Genomic DNA, 17139 nt, shown 5'->3' on the forward strand with positions numbered 1-17139 from the left:
GGTATCTCTCCCAACAAGTATAAAAGAATATAGTCAACTAAACATAAGCAAGCTATGCAACCACTATTCATTGCCGGTCCATGCGTCATCGAGAACATGGAACTTTTGGAAACAGTAGCAGAGAAGTTAGTAAGTATCAACAAGAGACTCTCGACAGAGATTATCTTCAAGGCATCATTTGACAAGGCCAACCGCACCTCCATCCGCTCGTTCAGAGGGCCAGGGCTGGAGAAGGGGCTGACCATGCTCAATGACATCAAGACCAAATACGGACTGCGAATCCTCACCGACATACACGAAAGCTGGCAAGCGCAACCTGTAGGCGAAGTAGTGGACGTCATACAGATACCGGCTTTTCTCTGCCGCCAGACCGACCTGCTGACATCTGCCGCCAAGACAGGTAAAATCATAAACATCAAGAAGGCACAGTTTCTGAGCGGAAAGGACATGCGCTATCCCGTAGAGAAGGCGATGGATTCGGGTGCCACCGAGGTATGGCTCACCGAAAGAGGAAACAGCTTTGGCTACAATAACCTTGTGGTAGACTTCAGAAATATCCCCGACATGAAGGAGATAGTGCCCACGGTGGTCATGGACTGCACACACAGCGTGCAGCGACCAGGCGCTGCCAATGGCACAACGGGCGGCGACCGACAGTTCATACCCGCCATGGCCAAGGCAGCCAAGGCCTTCGGCGCCAATGGCTACTTCTTTGAGGTACACCCCAATCCGGACAAGGGACTCAGCGACGGACCGAACATGTTACCATTGGACAAACTGGAAAACTTAATCACAGAACTCTTATGACAACACAACTCACACAAATACGCCAATACGCCAAGCAGTGTCTCGAAGACGAGGCACAGGCTCTGCTGGAACTGATTCCACAGCTGGACGAGAATTTCGACAAGGCTGTCAACATGATTTACAACTGCAAGGGTAAAATCATCGTGACAGGTGTAGGCAAAAGCGGACATATCGGAGCCAAGATTGCCGCAACGCTGTCGTCAACGGGAACACCCGCATTCTTCATCAACCCATTGGATGTTTTCCATGGCGACTTGGGAGTGATGACTTCGGATGACATCGTGCTGGCGCTGAGCAACTCGGGACAGACCGACGAACTGCTCCGCTTCATCCCCATGGTACTGCACATGAACATACCCATCATCTCGATGACGGGCAACGAGAACTCGCTGCTCGCAAAATACAGCAATGCCCACATCAAGGTGTGGGTGAAGAAGGAGGCTTGCCCGCTCAACCTCGCCCCGACAAGCAGCACCACCGCTGCACTGGCTATGGGCGATGCGCTGGCAGTAGCTCTGATGGAGGTAAGACATTTCGAACCTCGCGATTTCGCCCAGTTCCACCCAGGTGGCGAGTTGGGCAAACGCCTGCTGACCACAGCTGAAGACGTCATGATAAGCCACGACCTGCCGGTAATCGACAAGGACATGAACCTTGGCGACGCCATCATACTGGTGAGCAAAGGCAAATTGGGTCTGGGTGTATCGACAGAGAACGACAAGGTTATCGGTCTGATTACCGACGGCGACATACGCAGAGCTATGGAGAAATGGCGTGAGAAATTCTTTGACAAGAAGGTGAAAGACATCATGACGACAACACCCAAATCGGTATTGCCATCAACCAAGATAACCGAGATACAACGCATCATGCATCAATACAAGGTGCATACAGTATTGGTAGTAAACGAAGAAAACAAACTACTGGGCGTAGTGGACCACTACAGTTGCATGATTTAATACATTACAAAACCAAAGGTGAAACATATCATAACAACAATCATAGTATTGTTAGTCTGTGTCTGTGCCAACGCACAGACATCAGACTCTGTTATCGTAAACAAACTGAAGGAGAGGGGCGTAAGTTTCTCTCACAACAATTCCGTAACCTTGCTTGCTACGGGGCGGGAAAAGTTTGAGGATATGTTTCAAGCCATCAGGAACGCCCGCCACTCCATACATCTGGAGTATTTCAACTTCAGAAATGACTCGATTGCCCGCGAGCTGTTCCATCTGCTCGAAGAGAAGGCCCAACACGGTGTTGAGGTCAGAGCGCTTTTCGACGCTTTTGGCAATTCTTCCAACAACCGTCCACTCAAGCAGCGCCATCTGGACACCATACGCGCCAAAGGTGTAGAGATATACAAGTTTGACCCCATCGTCTTCCCCTGGATAAACCACGTCTTGACACGCGACCACCGCAAAATTGTGGTCATCGACGGACGCATAGCGTATATCGGCGGTATGAATGTGGCAGACTACTACATCAAGGGAACGGAAAAGGTTGGCTCATGGCATGACATGCATTGCCGTCTGGATGGCAACGAGGTAAATACGCTGCAACGTATCTTCCTGAAGATATGGAACAAGACTACTGGGCAGAATGTCCATGGTGCCCAGTATTATCGCGGTGACTATACCGACACCTCTTACTTTACGGGGCTGAAACCAGATACCACGGAGAGTCGGGGGAAAAAGGTTGTGGGCATTATCAATCGCGAGCCTCGCACAAGCAATGATATAATCAGGTATTTCTACGAGAACGCCATCAACTGTGCCCAAGACAGTATCAAGCTCATCAACCCCTATTTCACATTGAACAGGAAACTCAAGAAAGCGTTCAAAAATGCTGTCAAGCGTGGTGTAAAGGTAGAGATAATGCTCTCTACCCACAGCGACATCCCTCTGACGCCAGATTGTGGCTTCTACAATGCCCACAAACTGATGAAACACGGTTGCAGGATATGGATGTACACGCCTGGGTTCCATCACACCAAGATTATCATGGTCGATGGGAAAGTGTGCACCGTGGGAAGTGCCAATCTGAATGCACGCAGTCTGAGCTGGGACTATGAAGCCAATGCTGTAATCGTGGACAGCCATACCACCCGCGAATTGGATAATCTATTCGAAGACAATAAAAAGAATAGCTTCCTGTTGGACGAGAAGAAATGGGATGAATGGCGCACGCCGTGGCAGAAGTTCAAGGGATGGGTAGGACATCTCTTGTCGCCATTCTTATAAGAAAAAAGTAAGGAATATCAGATATTTGCGATATCCACATATCCATGCGTGACAGCATAGATAGTAAGGGCCGATACGCTTCGCGCATCAAGTTTGTCCATGATGTTCTTGCGATGAGAGATGACTGTGGTCAAACCAATATGCAGCTTGTCGGCAATCTCCTTGTTGATATACCCCTCAACAATCAATACCAAAACTTCTATCTCCCTATCGGTAAGTATTCCGGCATTACCGGCAGGAACATCCATAGGCAGGTTGCGTCCGCGAGAATGGGCATGCTGCTCCAGCATAAGCAGCGACTTGACCAGAATATCCTCTGACACATTGACATTAATACTATGAAAACCCGTAAGGCTTTCACTGGAAGTGGTAAGCACTATCGTCTTGCGGCTATGCTCCAGGAAGAACATGCGGTGGGCAAGGACGATATTGACCGAAACAAAGAAGTGGAAATACCTGTCTGGGACAGAAGCCTCAAACTCATTGAAGGAGCCATAGAGTTCGACATCCATAATAGGCATAATACGCTGGAGAATAGTCTTCAATCCTATTGCTGCCAACGTATTACCATCTATTACGGCAATGGCCGGTCTATGTCCTTTCTCCATCATCATCGTGACCAGAAACGATAGGTTATATCCTGCATGTCACCCGCAGCATCCAGTTTGTAGAGACGCTGGTTGGTGGTCTTGCACTTGAGAGAACCAAGATGGGCTATGTATGGACCCACCTTGATATAATCAAAGACGTTCTTGGATGCCTGGGAAGAGATACGGAGTCGCCCACTATACCACGCTACTCTGTAATGAGGGTATTTGGCGTGGATATAGGCAGCAAGCTGGCTAAGATAGGAAGGGTCAGAATCTCCACCCATGAAACAGATGCAGGTAATGTTGCTGCCGAACCTGGCAATGAACTCATCCAGCACTTCTGTCGTCAATGGAGCACCTACATCCTCCCAAAGGAACTTGCTGTGACACCCAGGACAGTGGCACGGGCAATTACTGATATTAATTGCCAGTGTCACCTCGTCGGGTATCTCTTGGAAAACGATGCCTGTATTAACGTACTTTAGCATAGTATCTTCTTTCTGCCTCAGCCTGTCGGGCCTGTGAGAAATTGCTTACGCGCTTGAGATAACCTATGATGCGCGTAAGATAATCTACATTCTTGCTCTTGCAGACAGGACACTCTTTGAGGTATCTCTTGTCGATGTGTCCACAATCATTACAAACGGTATTGGGGATATTGAAGGTGAAATAGTTACAGCCTTCCTTGGCAGCTACCTTAAACAACTGCAGGTATTGGTCTTTGCTCAAATGCTCTTCAAGATTCATGTGCAGAGCCGAACCTCCAGTAAGATGTTCGATGTAAGGAGCGCCATGGAGTTTGAACTTATCAATCACAGTCAGCGAATCATCTTCCACCGCATAGAAATAAGAGTTGTAGCAATCACGGGGAACGAAATAGCCATCCTCCCTATCCCACTTGGCATGCTTAACACCCACATTCTCGGCAGGTATCATCTCGCAGTTGAACATGACTTCCTTGCTGCGGTATTGCTTGTTGTACTTCTCAACCAGTCCCAAGACTGTCTGAACGAACTCCAGATACTGGGGATTGTCATTAATCTTCAGTCCCATAAACTCGGCAGCCTCTACCAGACCATTGACACCGATGGTGAGATACTGACGGCTCAAGTTGATGTAACCTGCATCAAACAGCGGAAGCATACCATTCTTCTGAAGTTCCTTGAGGTTTTCGTTATAAGCCAACTGCACCTTGTGGCAGAGATCAATGACATGAGAGAGGTATTCCTTATAGTCGAGATTGTGATTGACAGCATACTGTATGCAACGATTCAGGTTGATAGTGAGCACGCTCTTCGAACCGGTCGAAACTCCACCGGCTCCCAGCGTATAGCTGAACCCATTGTCTTGTATCTCGTTACGCAGACGACAGCAAGAGCTGAGGCTGTCGGCATTGTCGCTGAGATATGTGAAGAAGCTGTGACCCTCGGAGTACATCTCAGCTGCAAACTCTCCCCACTCCTTGTCCTTACATTCACCATTCTCGGTAAGCATGGCCATGGTCTCAACAGGGAAGGTAAGCACCGTCTTGGTGCGCTCCTCGTTGAACCACTTCATGAATCGTTTCTGCAACCATGACAGTCCTTCCCAATCGGGCTGGCTTCCATCGGGGAAATAGAAATTGCCAAAAAGACTATCGAAATAGTACCTGTCATAATAGGAAATATTCCAGAAAACAGCCTGATAGTTACGTGCGCCGGTGGGCTGGTTAAGAGAATAAACTATCTGCTCAAAGCTGTCGGTTATCACCTTGTCAATAGTGCGCTTCTTCAACGACAAATCAACCACCTCATCAGCTCGCTTGTAGTAGTCCTGGCCGAACTCCAGTCCAACGAAATAGTTCATATACATCAAGAACTCCGGTGTAGCGCATGCGCCAGAGAGCATAGAGCTGACCATAAACACCATATTGATGAAACCACCACAGAAAGACTTGAGGTTGGTGGGAGCGGTAGAGTTGCCGCCTATTGACGACGTGCCACCTATCAGCCAAGGGTACATGGTGATGGATGCGCAATAGTTGGCAAGCGATGTCTCATCATTCTTATATATAAAGTGGTGTGTGAGTTTGTCTATATATTCGTCCGACAGTTCCTTTCCGTACATCTTTTTGATGCGGTCGGTAAGAAGTTTACGATTAAGTCTGATAAAACTTGACTTGGGCAATTCGCCGATAAGTGTAGCGATATTCTTGTGCTCCACATTGGCATTGGCATCATACTTGGAACCTGTAGCGGCATTGGAAGCCTGCATATAATCGGTCAAGAACTTCAGGCGCTCCAAGGTTTCGCGGTCTTCAGTATGCTGCTGACGATAAAGCATAAACGACTTGGCTACCTTGAAGAAGCCTTCTGCCATCAGAGCCTCTTCTACCTGGTTCTGAATATCTTCCACCTTAATATTATTATAGATATTAAGACGGCTGATAAGTTTTGAAACATTACCAAGGTCGATTGGCTCATTCACGGAGTCAAATGCCTTGATGATAGCGTTCATAATTTTGTCCATGGAGAAACGGTCTTTACCACCGTCTCTCTTGGTAATGGTGAAGTTCTTTATTTCCATATTTTTAGTTATTTCTATTCATGATAAACATTATAAAGTTGTTCGTTTTGGATAACTTTTCATTTTTTATTTCCCAAAAAGTTTTCCAAAAAGGAAAACTTCAAAAAGATTAGAGTGATAGTTATTTCCATTTTTTATCATTTGCAAAGATAATAAAAAAGCCGCTGATGGTACAGGATAAGATGGAAAAAGTTCTATCCATTTACATATTTTAAGACTTGACCAACAGGGCGACTGACGGGATTGCAACTACCGTCTTTCAAGTCATCAAACAGCCAAACAGCATCAACTGCGTGAATGACAAACAATTATAAAAGAGGAGAAATATTTACTCGGAAAATTGCCGCGATTTACAGTTTGACTGCGGACATATCTATAAGACCTTTGGCGATGGCATAGACGGTAAGACCTGCAGGAGAATGTATCTGCAACTTACGTGCAATATTCTTGCGGTGAGTGATAACTGTGTTGATGGAAATGCAAAGATGGTCAGCCATCTCCTTATTTGTCATGCCTTGCACCAGACAGACTATCACGTCGCGCTCGCGGTCGCTCAATACATCTGCATCACTGTTCTTATTAATCATATTAGACAACTTCTGCGATATATTGCTTTGGTTGATTTGCTTTTCAAGCAATCTGACTGCCGGTATAAAGATATGGTCTTCGACCTCGGAATGCTGGGCAAGCCATGACTCACAATTATAGATATCAAACAGCGTCGCATAAAGCTGATTATTGCGATGCGCATCGACTGGAAGATACTGTATGATGATATTCTTCAACTCACGCAACTTGACATCTATCTGGTCATGATGCTTGGAAAAAGTCTCCACATCATAGTTGGTCTGCGCTTTTCCCTGAAGGAGTGCCTCGACGTATGGAAAGACATTCTTTTCCTCATACTTCATATGATGGACGATACTGCGGGCATACTCATCGTATATCTTGATGATGAGAGACGCCAGATTGTCGGCTGCGTCAAGCGATGCTATAAGTTCCTTCCTAATGAAAGGCAACTCAAAGTCCAAATAGTATTCGTGCGAGGATTTAAGATATTGCATCAAAGTGGGTACAGAAAGACGCGCGACATCATCCGCTCCCAGGTATCCATTGATGGTATAATTGACAATACACAGAAAAGTGAAGCTATCGACTCCCTCATCTCGACAGACCTCTTCTACCGTCTTGTTGCCAAATCCCAGGTTGATGCCAAAAGAGCCAAGGCAGCGCAAAACCGCATAATTATCCTGTAAAAGAGTAATCATCTTGTCTGATGCTTCATATAATTTCTGCTTCTTCATCGTCTGCTGTTATATAATTGTATACAAAATTACAAAAATCGAAAGAATATTTTCCCTCCACATTACTTTTTAACACAAAGTGAAGCCTATATTTGTTGCAAAGATAAAAAGGATGTCCAAATGGTGCAATACCTAAAAGTAGGTATTTTGAGTATGAACGCCGAAGACAACTACCTACTTCATAGAGTGGCTCTCCACGCTTGTAGAATTAACCTCCACGCTTATGGAGATACACTCCACGCTTGCGTAGTTGGCAAACGGCACCGTAAAAGCAATACAAAAAAATCCCTTGCCATCAATCTGACAAGGGACTTCATTATTAATTATGCTATAATTTGCTTCCTATTACTTGGCATAAGCCACGCTGCGGGTCTCACGGATAACCGTAATCTTAACCTGACCAGGATAGGTCATCTCGTTCTGAACCTTTGTTGCAATCTCGTCAGAGAGCTTGATGCTTTCCTCGTCGCTCATCTTGTCGGCACCGACAATCACGCGCAACTCGCGACCTGCCTGGATGGCGTAAGTCTTAACCACGCCAGGGTAGCTCATAGCTATAGCCTCAAGGTCGTTAAGACGCTTGATGTAAGCCTCGACTATCTCGCGACGGGCACCGGGACGGGCACCAGAGATGGCATCGCAAACCTGAACGATAGGAGCAAGCAGGCTCTCCATCTCAGTCTCATCATGGTGAGCGGCGATGGCATTGCAGATATCTGCCTTCTCCTTATATTTCTCTGCTATCTTAGCACCATAGAGTGCGTGGGGCAGCTCGCTCTCCTCGTCTGGCACCTTACCGATATCGTGCAGGAGACCGGCACGCTTGGCCTTCTTAGGATTAAGTCCCAGCTCTGAAGCCATAACCGCACAGAGGTTAGCTGTCTCGCGAGCGTGCTGCAACAAGTTCTGTCCGTAAGAAGAGCGATACTTCATCTTGCCGACGATACGCACCAGCTCGGGATGCAGACCGTGGATACCCAGGTCGATAACCGTACGCTTACCAGTCTCAATAATCTCATTGTCCAACTGCTTCTTGACCTTGGCCACAACCTCCTCGATACGAGCGGGGTGGATACGGCCGTCGGTAACCAGCTGATGGAGAGCCAGACGGCAAACCTCGCGACGGATGGGGTCAAAGGCAGAGATGACAATAGCCTCGGGGGTATCGTCGACGACAATCTCGACGCCTGTAGCAGCCTCAAGGGCTCGGATATTACGACCCTCGCGACCGATGATACGACCCTTAACCTCGTCGTTATCAATATGGAACACGCTCACCGAATTCTCGATAGCAGTCTCGGTAGCCACACGCTGGATGGTCTGGATGACAATCTTCTTGGCCTGCTGGTTGGCATTGAGCTTGGCCTCGTCTACAATCTCGTTGATATAGCTGGCGGCATCAAGTTTGGCCTGGTCCTTCAGGCTGTCTATCAGTCGTTCCTTGGCTTCCTCGGCGCTCAGACCAGAGAGCTCTTCGAGCTTGGCACGCTCCTGCTCCTGCATCTTCTCAAGTTCCTGCTGCTTTACGAGCATCAGCTTCTTCTCGTTGTCTATACGCTGCTGAAGCTGGGTGAGTTCCTGCTTCTTTCGGCCTATCTCGTCCTGACGCTGGTTGAGAGATATCTCGCGCTGCTTGAGCCTGTTCTCGTTTTGCAGAATCTTCTGGTTGCGCTGCTGCACCTCCTTCTCCAGCTCACTCTTCTTGTTGAGGAATTTCTCCTTGACTTCAAGCAGTTTCTTCTCCTTTACCACTTCGGCTTCCTTAGAGGCTGCCGCTACCATTTCATTGTATTTTCCCTTAATGACATAACGGAAAATCATATAACCAGCCAATACTCCCACGACGAGAGCTACGGCCACTATAATCAATGTAATTACCATTTTTAGTATTATGTATATAAAATTTAATTCCTTACTCGCTATCCAACGCTTCTTCGATTTCGGAAGTCAACTTGGTAAGGATGTCGGTAACAGGCAATATATCGTGTTTTCTGGTTTCCTTCTGATATCTGAGAGATATATCAATCAGAGCCATATATAATATTTCCTTCTCACCCTTGCGGTCTTTATAGACAGCAGAGTAATTGTTTACAACATCGGTTATCAGCTTGGCTGCGGCACGATAGCACTCTTCCTCTGCCCGAGGAATAGTCACTGTCATATCCGTATCGTAGACATGTAACCTAATACGCAATTTTTCCTTGTCTGACTCACCCATCGCTTCGCGTTATTTTTCGCTCAGTAGCGTGATACACTTGTTAACGTCTCTGATGAGCTTGGATATGCGCTTCTGCGCTCCTTCGACATCACCGTCGGTGACCTCAATCATCCTCGCCATCTTCAAACTCTCATAGTCCATGGAAGCCTGAGCCAACCGAGCCTCAAGTTCGGCTATCTTAGCGTCGCGTTCGGACAGCATATCCTCAAGACGGGTCTTCTCCTTTTTGAGTTCATCAAAACGGAGAATCATCTGTCGCATACGTGTCGTAAACAGCGTCAATGTTTTCTCAGTAGCATCCATAACCTATGTTTAGTTTACAAATTTATATGAATAATCTGTAAAATCCAAAGAAATGTCTCGTTTTTTGTTATTTAGCTGCCTCTTCTTTGGCTTTTGGCTCTTTCTTGGCCAACATCACCACCTGATAGACAAATCCGGTAATCCACTTTTCAGAGAACGAGAGTCGCTTGTTGTACTGGCGGATATTGAGCACCACCTTGACAACTCCGGCATCCTTGTAGTCGTTCTTGGTAAAGATTTCCTTCACGGTCTTCTCGGTCATCGAGTAGATGGCGCCCTTGAAGAAAGAAGGCATACGCAGCTTGAACTTCATGAGATTACCCATCAGCATCATCAGGTCTTGGGTAAAGCCCTGGAACTGTACGAGGTACACCTGTACGTCCTGTATCTTACGGCAGTTCTTACGAATACTGGCATCAATCTCTTTGAAGAAGAGGTCGTCAACCTTGTAGAGCTCTTTGAGCATCTTCTTGCAGTGGCTCTTCTCACCAATACCCAACTTATTGTTCTGGGTGGGTACATGCAGCGTCGTCTTGAACATACGCAAGTCGGGCAGCATGGCAAGATTGTTGATACCCAGCTGGCTGGCTATCGATGCCTGAAAGTACACCCTGATGAGCGTCATGTAGTCTTCCATTCCGCCCGTTTTCTTTTCCGTTGACTTATTTCCGAATAATTTTGAAAATATTCCCATTATAATTACTTAAGTTTTTAATTAAATAATGGCCTAATTGCCATTAACAGCCACAAAATTACAACAAACTCGCCAATTGTCAAAATTATTTAACGTATTTCTTCGGACATAATACCAATGTATCGCAGCGGCAGGCACTGAGCTGGCCTTCCCATGGCCTCTCCGTGAAACTCATAAGGGGAACCGAATGCACAACTTAAAGTTGCATGAGACCAACCAGATAGAAAAGCAATCGCACCATGGGTTTTTCCTGCCATCAAAAAAAATGGCCGACGATGAATATTTTTTTTAATTATAATAAGGAGAAATCCGAATTATTATATTACCTTTGCATAGATTACGCACGATATAAGCCCATGCTATTGCCATAGCTGCACAATGGTCATAATCGATGCCGCAGAAACAAAAACCATACAACATGCCACAACATATAAGCACAGTCGAAAACACCCTTAAAACTGAAGCAATGGCAGAGGACCAGAAAAATCCCTTGTTAATGCTGTCCAACAGAACCATAAAGCGTACATTCGACTTGTTTGCTGGTCTATTGGTATGTATCATCTCCCTACCCTTCCTGCCCATCATCGCGCTAATCATCAAGATGCAGAGCCGCGGCCCCATAGTGTTCAAGCAGGAGCGCACCGGTCTTGACGGCAAGACATTTGTATGCTACAAGTTTCGCACCATGCGTCTGAACGACGAGTGCGACACACTTCAGGCCACAGCCAATGACCCACGCATATTCCCATTTGGCAGTTTCATGCGCCGCACACATATCGACGAAATCCCCAATTTCATCAATGTAATCAAGGGCGACATGAGCATTATCGGCCCACGCCCCCACATGCTCTACCACACCAGAAAATACACCCAGTTGATAGACAACTACATGGACCGTCATCGCTGCAAGCCCGGCATTACGGGATATTCACAGGTGCTGGGACTGAGCGGAGAAACTCCCGAGGTGTGGCAAATGGCAGAGAGAGTGAAACACGACATATGGTACATCAAGCATTGGTCAATAGGATTAGACCTATGGATACTCTATCGCACAGTGGTAGTCACTTTCTGCAAGAGAAGACAGAATAATATCTAAAACGAAATAACAAGGTGAAAGGTATAGTACTTGCTGGCGGTTCAGGCACTCGCCTCTACCCCATAACCAAAGGCATTAGCAAACAGCTGATACCTATCTTTGACAAGCCGATGATATATTACCCCATCTCGGCTCTGATGCTCGCTGGCATACGCGAGATTCTCATCATCTCCACCCCTTACGACCTCCCAGGCTTCCGCCGACTGCTCGGTGACGGCAGCGAACTGGGCGTCAAGTTTGAATACGCCGAGCAGCCAAGCCCCGACGGACTGGCCCAGGCTTTCATCATCGGCGAGAAGTTTATCGGCAATGACTCCGTCTGCCTCGTCCTTGGCGACAACATCTTCTATGGAGCCGGCTTCAGTGGCCTGCTCCACCAGAGTGTCACCAATGTAGAGCAAGACGGCATGGCTACCGTCTTCGGTTATTACGTCAACGACCCAGAGCGCTATGGCGTGGCTGAGTTTGACGCCGATGGCAACTGCCTCTCCATCGAGGAAAAGCCACAGCATCCCAAGAGCAATTACGCCGTTGTGGGACTATACTTCTATCCCAACAGCGTGGTAGAGATAGCCAAAAACATCAAGCCCAGTGCTCGCGGCGAGCTCGAGATTACAACCGTCAACCAGGAATATCTCAACCGCCATCAGCTGAAGGTGCTTACCCTCCAGCGCGGATTCGCCTGGCTCGACACCGGTACCCACGACAGTCTGAGCGAGGCCAGTACCTTCATCGAGGTAATAGAGAAACGTCAGGGCCTCAAGGTGGCTTGTCTCGAAGAGATCGCCTACAAGCAGGGATGGATAGACGCTGACCAGCTCAGAGAACTGGCCAAGCCCATGCTCAAAAACCAATACGGACAATATCTCTTATCATTGACAAAATAAAAACTTAAATAAAATGGAATACGTAAAAAATGGAATGCCCGAAGAAATTCGAGACCAGGAAAAGAGTTCGCTGAACTATCAAGATGTTATCCGGATAGCCGTACTCTATTGGAAATGGTTCTTACTTTCTGTGATTATCTGTGTAGGAATCGCAGCCGTATATCTGCGCTACACCACACCTGTCTATCAAGCCACCACCAAGATGCTCATCAAGAATGATGACAACAATGCACGCAGCCGCACCGGCAGCCGCATTGCCCAGGCAGCCAACCTGGGATTCATGGAGGCAAGTGACGGTTTTGACAACGAAATGGAGATCATCACCTCGCGTCTGCTGGCCGAACAGGCAGCAAGAGACCTGAAGCTCTACACTACCTATTATATAAAAGGTAAGATTAAGGCACAGATAGCCTACCACAACAATCCCGTCAATGTGGATGTAGACCCCACTCACCTGGAGATGCTGAAGGCTCCCGTGAAGCTGACCATCAAGTATGAGAATGGACAGTACAACGTGACAGGCACCTACACCAAGCCTCTCGTAGAGGGTACCAAGGGCGTGGAATACAAGATAGACAAGAAATTCAAGAACCTGCCAGCCACCTTCGGTACCAAAGTAGGTGTGATTACCCTCTCACGCAATGCCTGCCCCCAGATGCGCGAAGGCGACATCATGAAGGCAGTTATCGTGTCTCCCCACATGATGTCATACAAGTATCAGAAGTCGCTCAACGTATCTCCCACATCCAAGACGACCACCATCGCCAAGCTCACACTCAACGACGAAGTGCCTATGCGCGCTACCGACTATCTGCGCCAGCTGGCCGTAGTCTACAACCGCCAGGCCAATGAGGACAAGAATGAGGTGGCTCGCCGTACCGAGGAGTTTATCAACAACCGTATCGAAAAGCTCAACGCCGAGCTGGGCAGCACCGAAGGGTCTCTGGAGAGCTACAAGAAGCGCAACCAGCTGGTTGACATCAAGCTCAATGCAAGCCAGAACGTACTCAACGCAAGCCAATACCAGCAGAAGTTGTCTGAGGCCCAGATGCAGGTTGAACTTATCAACAGCCTGCGCGAGACTATGAATTCGAGCAAGGACTACGCCGTGCTGCCTGCCAATGTGGGTATCGCCGATGTAGCCGTAACCTCGCTCATCACGAAATACAATGAGATTTCTCTCAATCGCAGCCGTCTGCTCAATGGCGCCTCTGAGTCTTCGCCCACCGTCATCCCTCTTACCAATCAGCTTGACGAGCTCCGCCACAGCATCAGCGTGGCCATGAACCAGGCCAAGTTCAATGCCGAGATGCAGCTCAACAAGATTGAGAGCGAGTTGAACCGCAACTCTGGCAAGATGACTGAGACTCCAGAGCAGGAGCGCATCCTTACACAGATTGGCCGCCAGCAGGAAGTGAAGTCTGCCCTGTATGTGATGCTGCTGCAGAAGCGCGAAGAGAACTCCATCTCTCTGGCATCAACCGTGGACAAAGGCAAGCTCATCGACACTCCCGAGGTATTGGGCAAAATCAGTCCTAAGGGTAGCATCATATTGCTCATCTCTTTTGTATTGGGTATCGGTATTCCCGCCGGTCTGCTCTTCCTTATCCAGCTGTTGCGCTACAAGATTGAGGGACACGACGACGTGGAGAAGCTCACCAAGCTGCCTATCATCGCCGACGTTGCTGTGGCCAGCGATAGCGCCAAGACCAAGGCCGACATCGTGGTACACGAGAACAAGAACAATATGATGGAAGAAATTTTCCGTTCGATGCGTACCAACCTGCAGTTTATGATGAAGGAAGACGAGAAGGTCATCCTCTTCACCTCCACCACTTCGGGCGAAGGCAAGACCTTCAACTGCGCCAACCTCGCCATCAGTTTCGCACTGCTGGGCAAGAAGGTACTGCTCGTGGGACTCGACATCCGCAAGCCCCGACTGGCCGAGTTGTTTGAGATTAATGACAAGGTACACGGTATTACCAACCTTCTGGTCAAGGAGCATCCCACTTGGGCCGACATCAGCAAGCAGATACTGCCTTCAGAGGTAAACAGCAATCTGGAGCTGCTCATGGCTGGCCCCATTCCTCCCAACCCCGCAGAATTGGTAGCCCGCAAGAGCCTCGACGACATTATCAACGAACTGAAGAATCACTATGATTATATCCTTATCGACACCGCCCCTGTAGGTCTGGTTACCGATACGCTTCAGATTGGCCGCGTAGCCGACGCCACGGTGTACATGTGCCGCGCCGACTATACCGCCAAGGAGAGCTTCAACCTCATCAACGAACTTTCAGAAACCAAGAAGCTGCCTAACATGTCCATTGTACTCAACGGCGTAGACATGACCAAGAAGAAGTATGGCTACTACTATGGCTATGGCAAGTATGGCAAATACGGACATTATGGCAGATACGGCCGATATGGCAAGGGCTCGTATGGTTCATACGGTTCTTATGGCAATTACAGCAAGAGTCACTATGGTGACGCCAACGACGACTCCGTCAAGCACTAAGGTGCTTGGCGGGACAGCCGTCGGCCTCCTCACGCGCGTATATATATAAATAGGTATAAGAGACTATGACAATAGCCGTAGATTTTGATGGAACGATAGTCACCCACGAGTATCCGAAGATTGGCGAAGAACTTCCGTTTGCCACAGAGACGCTGAAGATGCTTATCAAGGAACATCACAAACTGATACTGTGGACTGTCCGCGAAGGTGCGCTTCTCGACGAAGCCGTCAACTGGTGCCGCGAGCGTGGCGTTGAGTTTTACGCCATCAACAAAGACTATCCCGAAGAAAAACAAGAATGGAACAATCACTTCTCCCGCAAGCTGAAAGTAGACATGTGGATTGATGACCGTAACATCGGCGGTCTGCCCGATTGGGGACAGATTTACCAGATGATACACTACAACAAGACATGGCACGACATCATGCGCGAAGAGCGCAGAAGCCTGAGAGGAGAAAATGAAACACAAAAAAAGAAACATTGGTGGCAATTCTAACCACCAATGTTTCTTTTTTTATATCGTCCTCAGTCTATCCCACTACAAACTTCAGGATAAACAGGAGCGAGAGTATCACCAGCGTGACACTTATATTCTTAAACTTACCAGTACATACCTTCATCACTACATAGCTCAAGATGCCCAAGCAGATGCCATCGGCTATGGAATAACACAACACCATCGTAATCATAGTGATAAACGAGGGGAAAGCCTCGGTGACATCATTGAGTTCTATCTTCTTCACCGAGTCAATCATCAGCACGCCCACCATAACCAGGGCACCACTTGTGGCAGCCGAAGGAATGAGCAGGAAAAGCGGAGACAGCAAGAGGGCTGCGATGAACAGGAATCCGGTAACCAGTGAGGTGAGCCCCGTGCGACCGCCCTCGGCTATACCCGAAGCACTCTCGATATATGTAGTGACGGTACTGCTACCCAACATGGCTCCACAGGTAGTACCGATGGCGTCGCTGAGCATGGCTTCCTTCACACGAGGAATAGAGCCGTCGGGGCGAACCACACCAGTTTTCTCCGCCAAGCCCACAAGCGTACCCACGGTATCAAAGATATTGATGATAAGCAGCGAGAAGATGACCACCAGCATATTGATATTGAAGAAACCATCAAAATCAAACTGGCAGAAAATCGGCGCTACCGAGTGGGGCTCCGACACAGGCAGCCACCCATCAGGCATCACCGTCACGCCCATCGGCAAACCTACCAGAGTAGCGATGATGATGGCGATGAAGAGAGCGCCCTTCACTCTACGGGCTGTGAGCACTCCGCTCAGCACTATGGCCACGATACCCAGGATAGCTTCGGGGGTGAAATTGCCCAAAGCCACAAAGGTGTCGGGATTGGCCACCACGATGCCGGCGTTTTTCAGTCCGATAAAGGCTATAAACATACCTATTCCAGCCGAAATGGAGTAGCGCAAGTTGCGAGGGATGCTGTCCAGAATCTTCTCACGCACGTTCATAAACGTGATGAGGATGAAGACTACGCCCTCTACAACCAATGCCGCCAACGACTGTTGCCACGACAGGTGCATAGCCTGACACATGGTAAAGGCAAAGAAGGCATTGAGACCCATACTTGGAGCTTGGGCAAACGGCAACTTGGCCATGAACGCAAGCAACAGGGTGGAAATGGCCGCCGCGAGGGCTGTGGCTGTGAAGAGAGCGCCTTTGTCCATACCCGTAGTGGCCAGAATTGCAGGATTGACAGCAAGGATGTAGCTCATTGTCAGAAAAGTGGTAGCGCCGGCCACAACCTCCGTGCGCACACTTGCCTTGGCACTATCAAATCCAAGGGCTTTGGTTAAAATATTCATTAATTCACTATAAATTAGGATTCTACATCTGCTTAATGATGATGCAAAAATAATAAGAAACGCCAAAACAGGCAAAAGAAT

Annotated in this window: 16 protein-coding genes; 7 read left to right on the plus strand and 9 right to left on the minus strand. The window is 48.0% G+C overall.

The annotated features are described in order from the left end of the window. Positions 1-54: 54 nt before the first annotated feature. Genes kdsA through cls form a run of 3 tightly spaced genes read left to right on the plus strand, consistent with a single transcriptional unit; the run spans position 55 to position 3050 of the window. On the plus strand, positions 55-807 hold the full coding sequence (gene kdsA / locus CIK95_RS05890) for a 3-deoxy-8-phosphooctulonate synthase (RefSeq protein ID WP_022310189.1): 753 nt from the start codon (positions 55-57) through the stop codon (positions 805-807). Further along, on the plus strand, positions 804-1766 hold the full coding sequence (locus tag CIK95_RS05895; protein ID WP_094422722.1) for an SIS domain-containing protein: 963 nt from the start codon (positions 804-806) through the stop codon (positions 1764-1766). The genes kdsA and CIK95_RS05895 overlap by 4 nt, the downstream gene beginning before the upstream one ends. 18 nt (positions 1767-1784) lie before the next feature. Then, complete coding sequence (gene cls / locus CIK95_RS05900; protein ID WP_094466524.1) at positions 1785-3050, plus strand: cardiolipin synthase; 1266 nt, start codon at positions 1785-1787, stop codon at positions 3048-3050. Between the two features lie 17 nt (positions 3051-3067). On the opposite strand, the gene CIK95_RS05905 is transcribed toward cls, so the two are convergent. The 8 genes from CIK95_RS05905 to CIK95_RS05940 all read right to left on the minus strand — a co-directional run bounded on the left by CIK95_RS05905 (position 3068) and on the right by CIK95_RS05940 (position 10724). Then, on the minus strand, positions 3068-3664 hold the full coding sequence (locus tag CIK95_RS05905) for a response regulator transcription factor (RefSeq protein WP_371591382.1): 597 nt from the start codon (positions 3662-3664) through the stop codon (positions 3068-3070). After that, positions 3661-4128 carry an anaerobic ribonucleoside-triphosphate reductase activating protein gene (gene nrdG / locus CIK95_RS05910; RefSeq protein ID WP_094386927.1) on the minus strand — a complete coding sequence of 156 codons (468 nt, stop codon included), beginning with the start codon at positions 4126-4128 and terminating at the stop codon, positions 3661-3663. Before nrdG ends, CIK95_RS05905 begins: the two co-directional genes overlap by 4 nt. Next, positions 4112-6205: an anaerobic ribonucleoside-triphosphate reductase gene (gene nrdD / locus CIK95_RS05915; RefSeq protein WP_022310194.1), complete on the minus strand. Its 2094-nt coding sequence runs from the start codon at positions 6203-6205 to the stop codon at positions 4112-4114. The genes nrdG and nrdD overlap by 17 nt, the downstream gene beginning before the upstream one ends. A gap of 350 nt (positions 6206-6555) precedes the next feature. Continuing rightward, on the minus strand, positions 6556-7509 hold the full coding sequence (locus CIK95_RS05920; protein ID WP_094420672.1) for a helix-turn-helix transcriptional regulator: 954 nt from the start codon (positions 7507-7509) through the stop codon (positions 6556-6558). A gap of 345 nt (positions 7510-7854) precedes the next feature. Further along, a complete protein-coding gene (rny, locus tag CIK95_RS05925; RefSeq protein ID WP_022310196.1) occupies positions 7855-9390 on the minus strand; it encodes a ribonuclease Y in 1536 nt (511 codons plus the stop codon). Positions 9391-9421: 31 nt separating this feature from the next. Further along, positions 9422-9727 carry a cell division protein ZapA gene (locus CIK95_RS05930; RefSeq protein WP_022310197.1) on the minus strand — a complete coding sequence of 102 codons (306 nt, stop codon included), beginning with the start codon at positions 9725-9727 and terminating at the stop codon, positions 9422-9424. Positions 9728-9736: 9 nt separating this feature from the next. Further along, positions 9737-10030, minus strand: a complete 294-nt coding sequence (locus CIK95_RS05935) for a hypothetical protein (RefSeq protein WP_022310198.1) — start codon at positions 10028-10030, stop codon at positions 9737-9739. Positions 10031-10097: 67 nt separating this feature from the next. Continuing rightward, on the minus strand, positions 10098-10724 hold the full coding sequence (locus CIK95_RS05940) for a hypothetical protein (RefSeq protein WP_022310199.1): 627 nt from the start codon (positions 10722-10724) through the stop codon (positions 10098-10100). Positions 10725-11190: 466 nt separating this feature from the next. On the opposite strand from CIK95_RS05940, the gene CIK95_RS05945 reads away from it, so the two are divergent. From CIK95_RS05945 to CIK95_RS05960, 4 genes are all read left to right on the plus strand, one after another. After that, on the plus strand, positions 11191-11820 hold the full coding sequence (locus CIK95_RS05945) for a sugar transferase (protein ID WP_371591383.1): 630 nt from the start codon (positions 11191-11193) through the stop codon (positions 11818-11820). A gap of 14 nt (positions 11821-11834) precedes the next feature. Next, a complete protein-coding gene (rfbA, locus tag CIK95_RS05950; protein WP_094387115.1) occupies positions 11835-12707 on the plus strand; it encodes a glucose-1-phosphate thymidylyltransferase RfbA in 873 nt (290 codons plus the stop codon). A 13-nt stretch (positions 12708-12720) separates the two neighbouring features. Continuing rightward, a complete protein-coding gene (locus tag CIK95_RS05955; RefSeq protein ID WP_094466526.1) occupies positions 12721-15225 on the plus strand; it encodes a tyrosine-protein kinase in 2505 nt (834 codons plus the stop codon). A gap of 65 nt (positions 15226-15290) precedes the next feature. Then, a complete protein-coding gene (locus CIK95_RS05960) occupies positions 15291-15722 on the plus strand; it encodes a BT0820 family HAD-type phosphatase (protein ID WP_022310203.1) in 432 nt (143 codons plus the stop codon). 34 nt (positions 15723-15756) lie between these two features. Here the strand turns inward: CIK95_RS05960 and CIK95_RS05965 are convergent, their stop codons facing one another. After that, positions 15757-17058, minus strand: a complete 1302-nt coding sequence (locus CIK95_RS05965) for an NCS2 family permease (RefSeq protein ID WP_022310204.1) — start codon at positions 17056-17058, stop codon at positions 15757-15759. Positions 17059-17139: the final 81 nt, after the last annotated feature.

It is taken from the genome of Prevotella sp. P5-108 (genome assembly GCF_002251385.1).
Lineage (GTDB): Bacteria > Bacteroidota > Bacteroidia > Bacteroidales > Bacteroidaceae > Prevotella.

Coding starts and splice junctions, on each gene's coding strand:
- CIK95_RS05930 (WP_022310197.1), bottom strand. CDS start 9,727: ATGGGTGAGTCAGACAAGGAAAAATTGCGTATTAGGTTACATGTCTAC.
- rny (WP_022310196.1), bottom strand. CDS start 9,390: ATGGTAATTACATTGATTATAGTGGCCGTAGCTCTCGTCGTGGGAGTA.
- nrdD (WP_022310194.1), bottom strand. CDS start 6,205: ATGGAAATAAAGAACTTCACCATTACCAAGAGAGACGGTGGTAAAGAC.
- CIK95_RS05945 (WP_371591383.1), top strand. CDS start 11,191: ATGGCAGAGGACCAGAAAAATCCCTTGTTAATGCTGTCCAACAGAACC.
- CIK95_RS05965 (WP_022310204.1), bottom strand. CDS start 17,058: ATGAATATTTTAACCAAAGCCCTTGGATTTGATAGTGCCAAGGCAAGT.
- CIK95_RS05935 (WP_022310198.1), bottom strand. CDS start 10,030: ATGGATGCTACTGAGAAAACATTGACGCTGTTTACGACACGTATGCGA.
- CIK95_RS05905 (WP_371591382.1), bottom strand. CDS start 3,664: ATGATGATGGAGAAAGGACATAGACCGGCCATTGCCGTAATAGATGGT.
- CIK95_RS05955 (WP_094466526.1), top strand. CDS start 12,721: ATGGAATACGTAAAAAATGGAATGCCCGAAGAAATTCGAGACCAGGAA.
- kdsA (WP_022310189.1), top strand. CDS start 55: ATGCAACCACTATTCATTGCCGGTCCATGCGTCATCGAGAACATGGAA.
- CIK95_RS05895 (WP_094422722.1), top strand. CDS start 804: ATGACAACACAACTCACACAAATACGCCAATACGCCAAGCAGTGTCTC.
- CIK95_RS05920 (WP_094420672.1), bottom strand. CDS start 7,509: ATGAAGAAGCAGAAATTATATGAAGCATCAGACAAGATGATTACTCTT.
- nrdG (WP_094386927.1), bottom strand. CDS start 4,128: ATGCTAAAGTACGTTAATACAGGCATCGTTTTCCAAGAGATACCCGAC.
- CIK95_RS05940 (WP_022310199.1), bottom strand. CDS start 10,724: ATGGGAATATTTTCAAAATTATTCGGAAATAAGTCAACGGAAAAGAAA.
- CIK95_RS05960 (WP_022310203.1), top strand. CDS start 15,291: ATGACAATAGCCGTAGATTTTGATGGAACGATAGTCACCCACGAGTAT.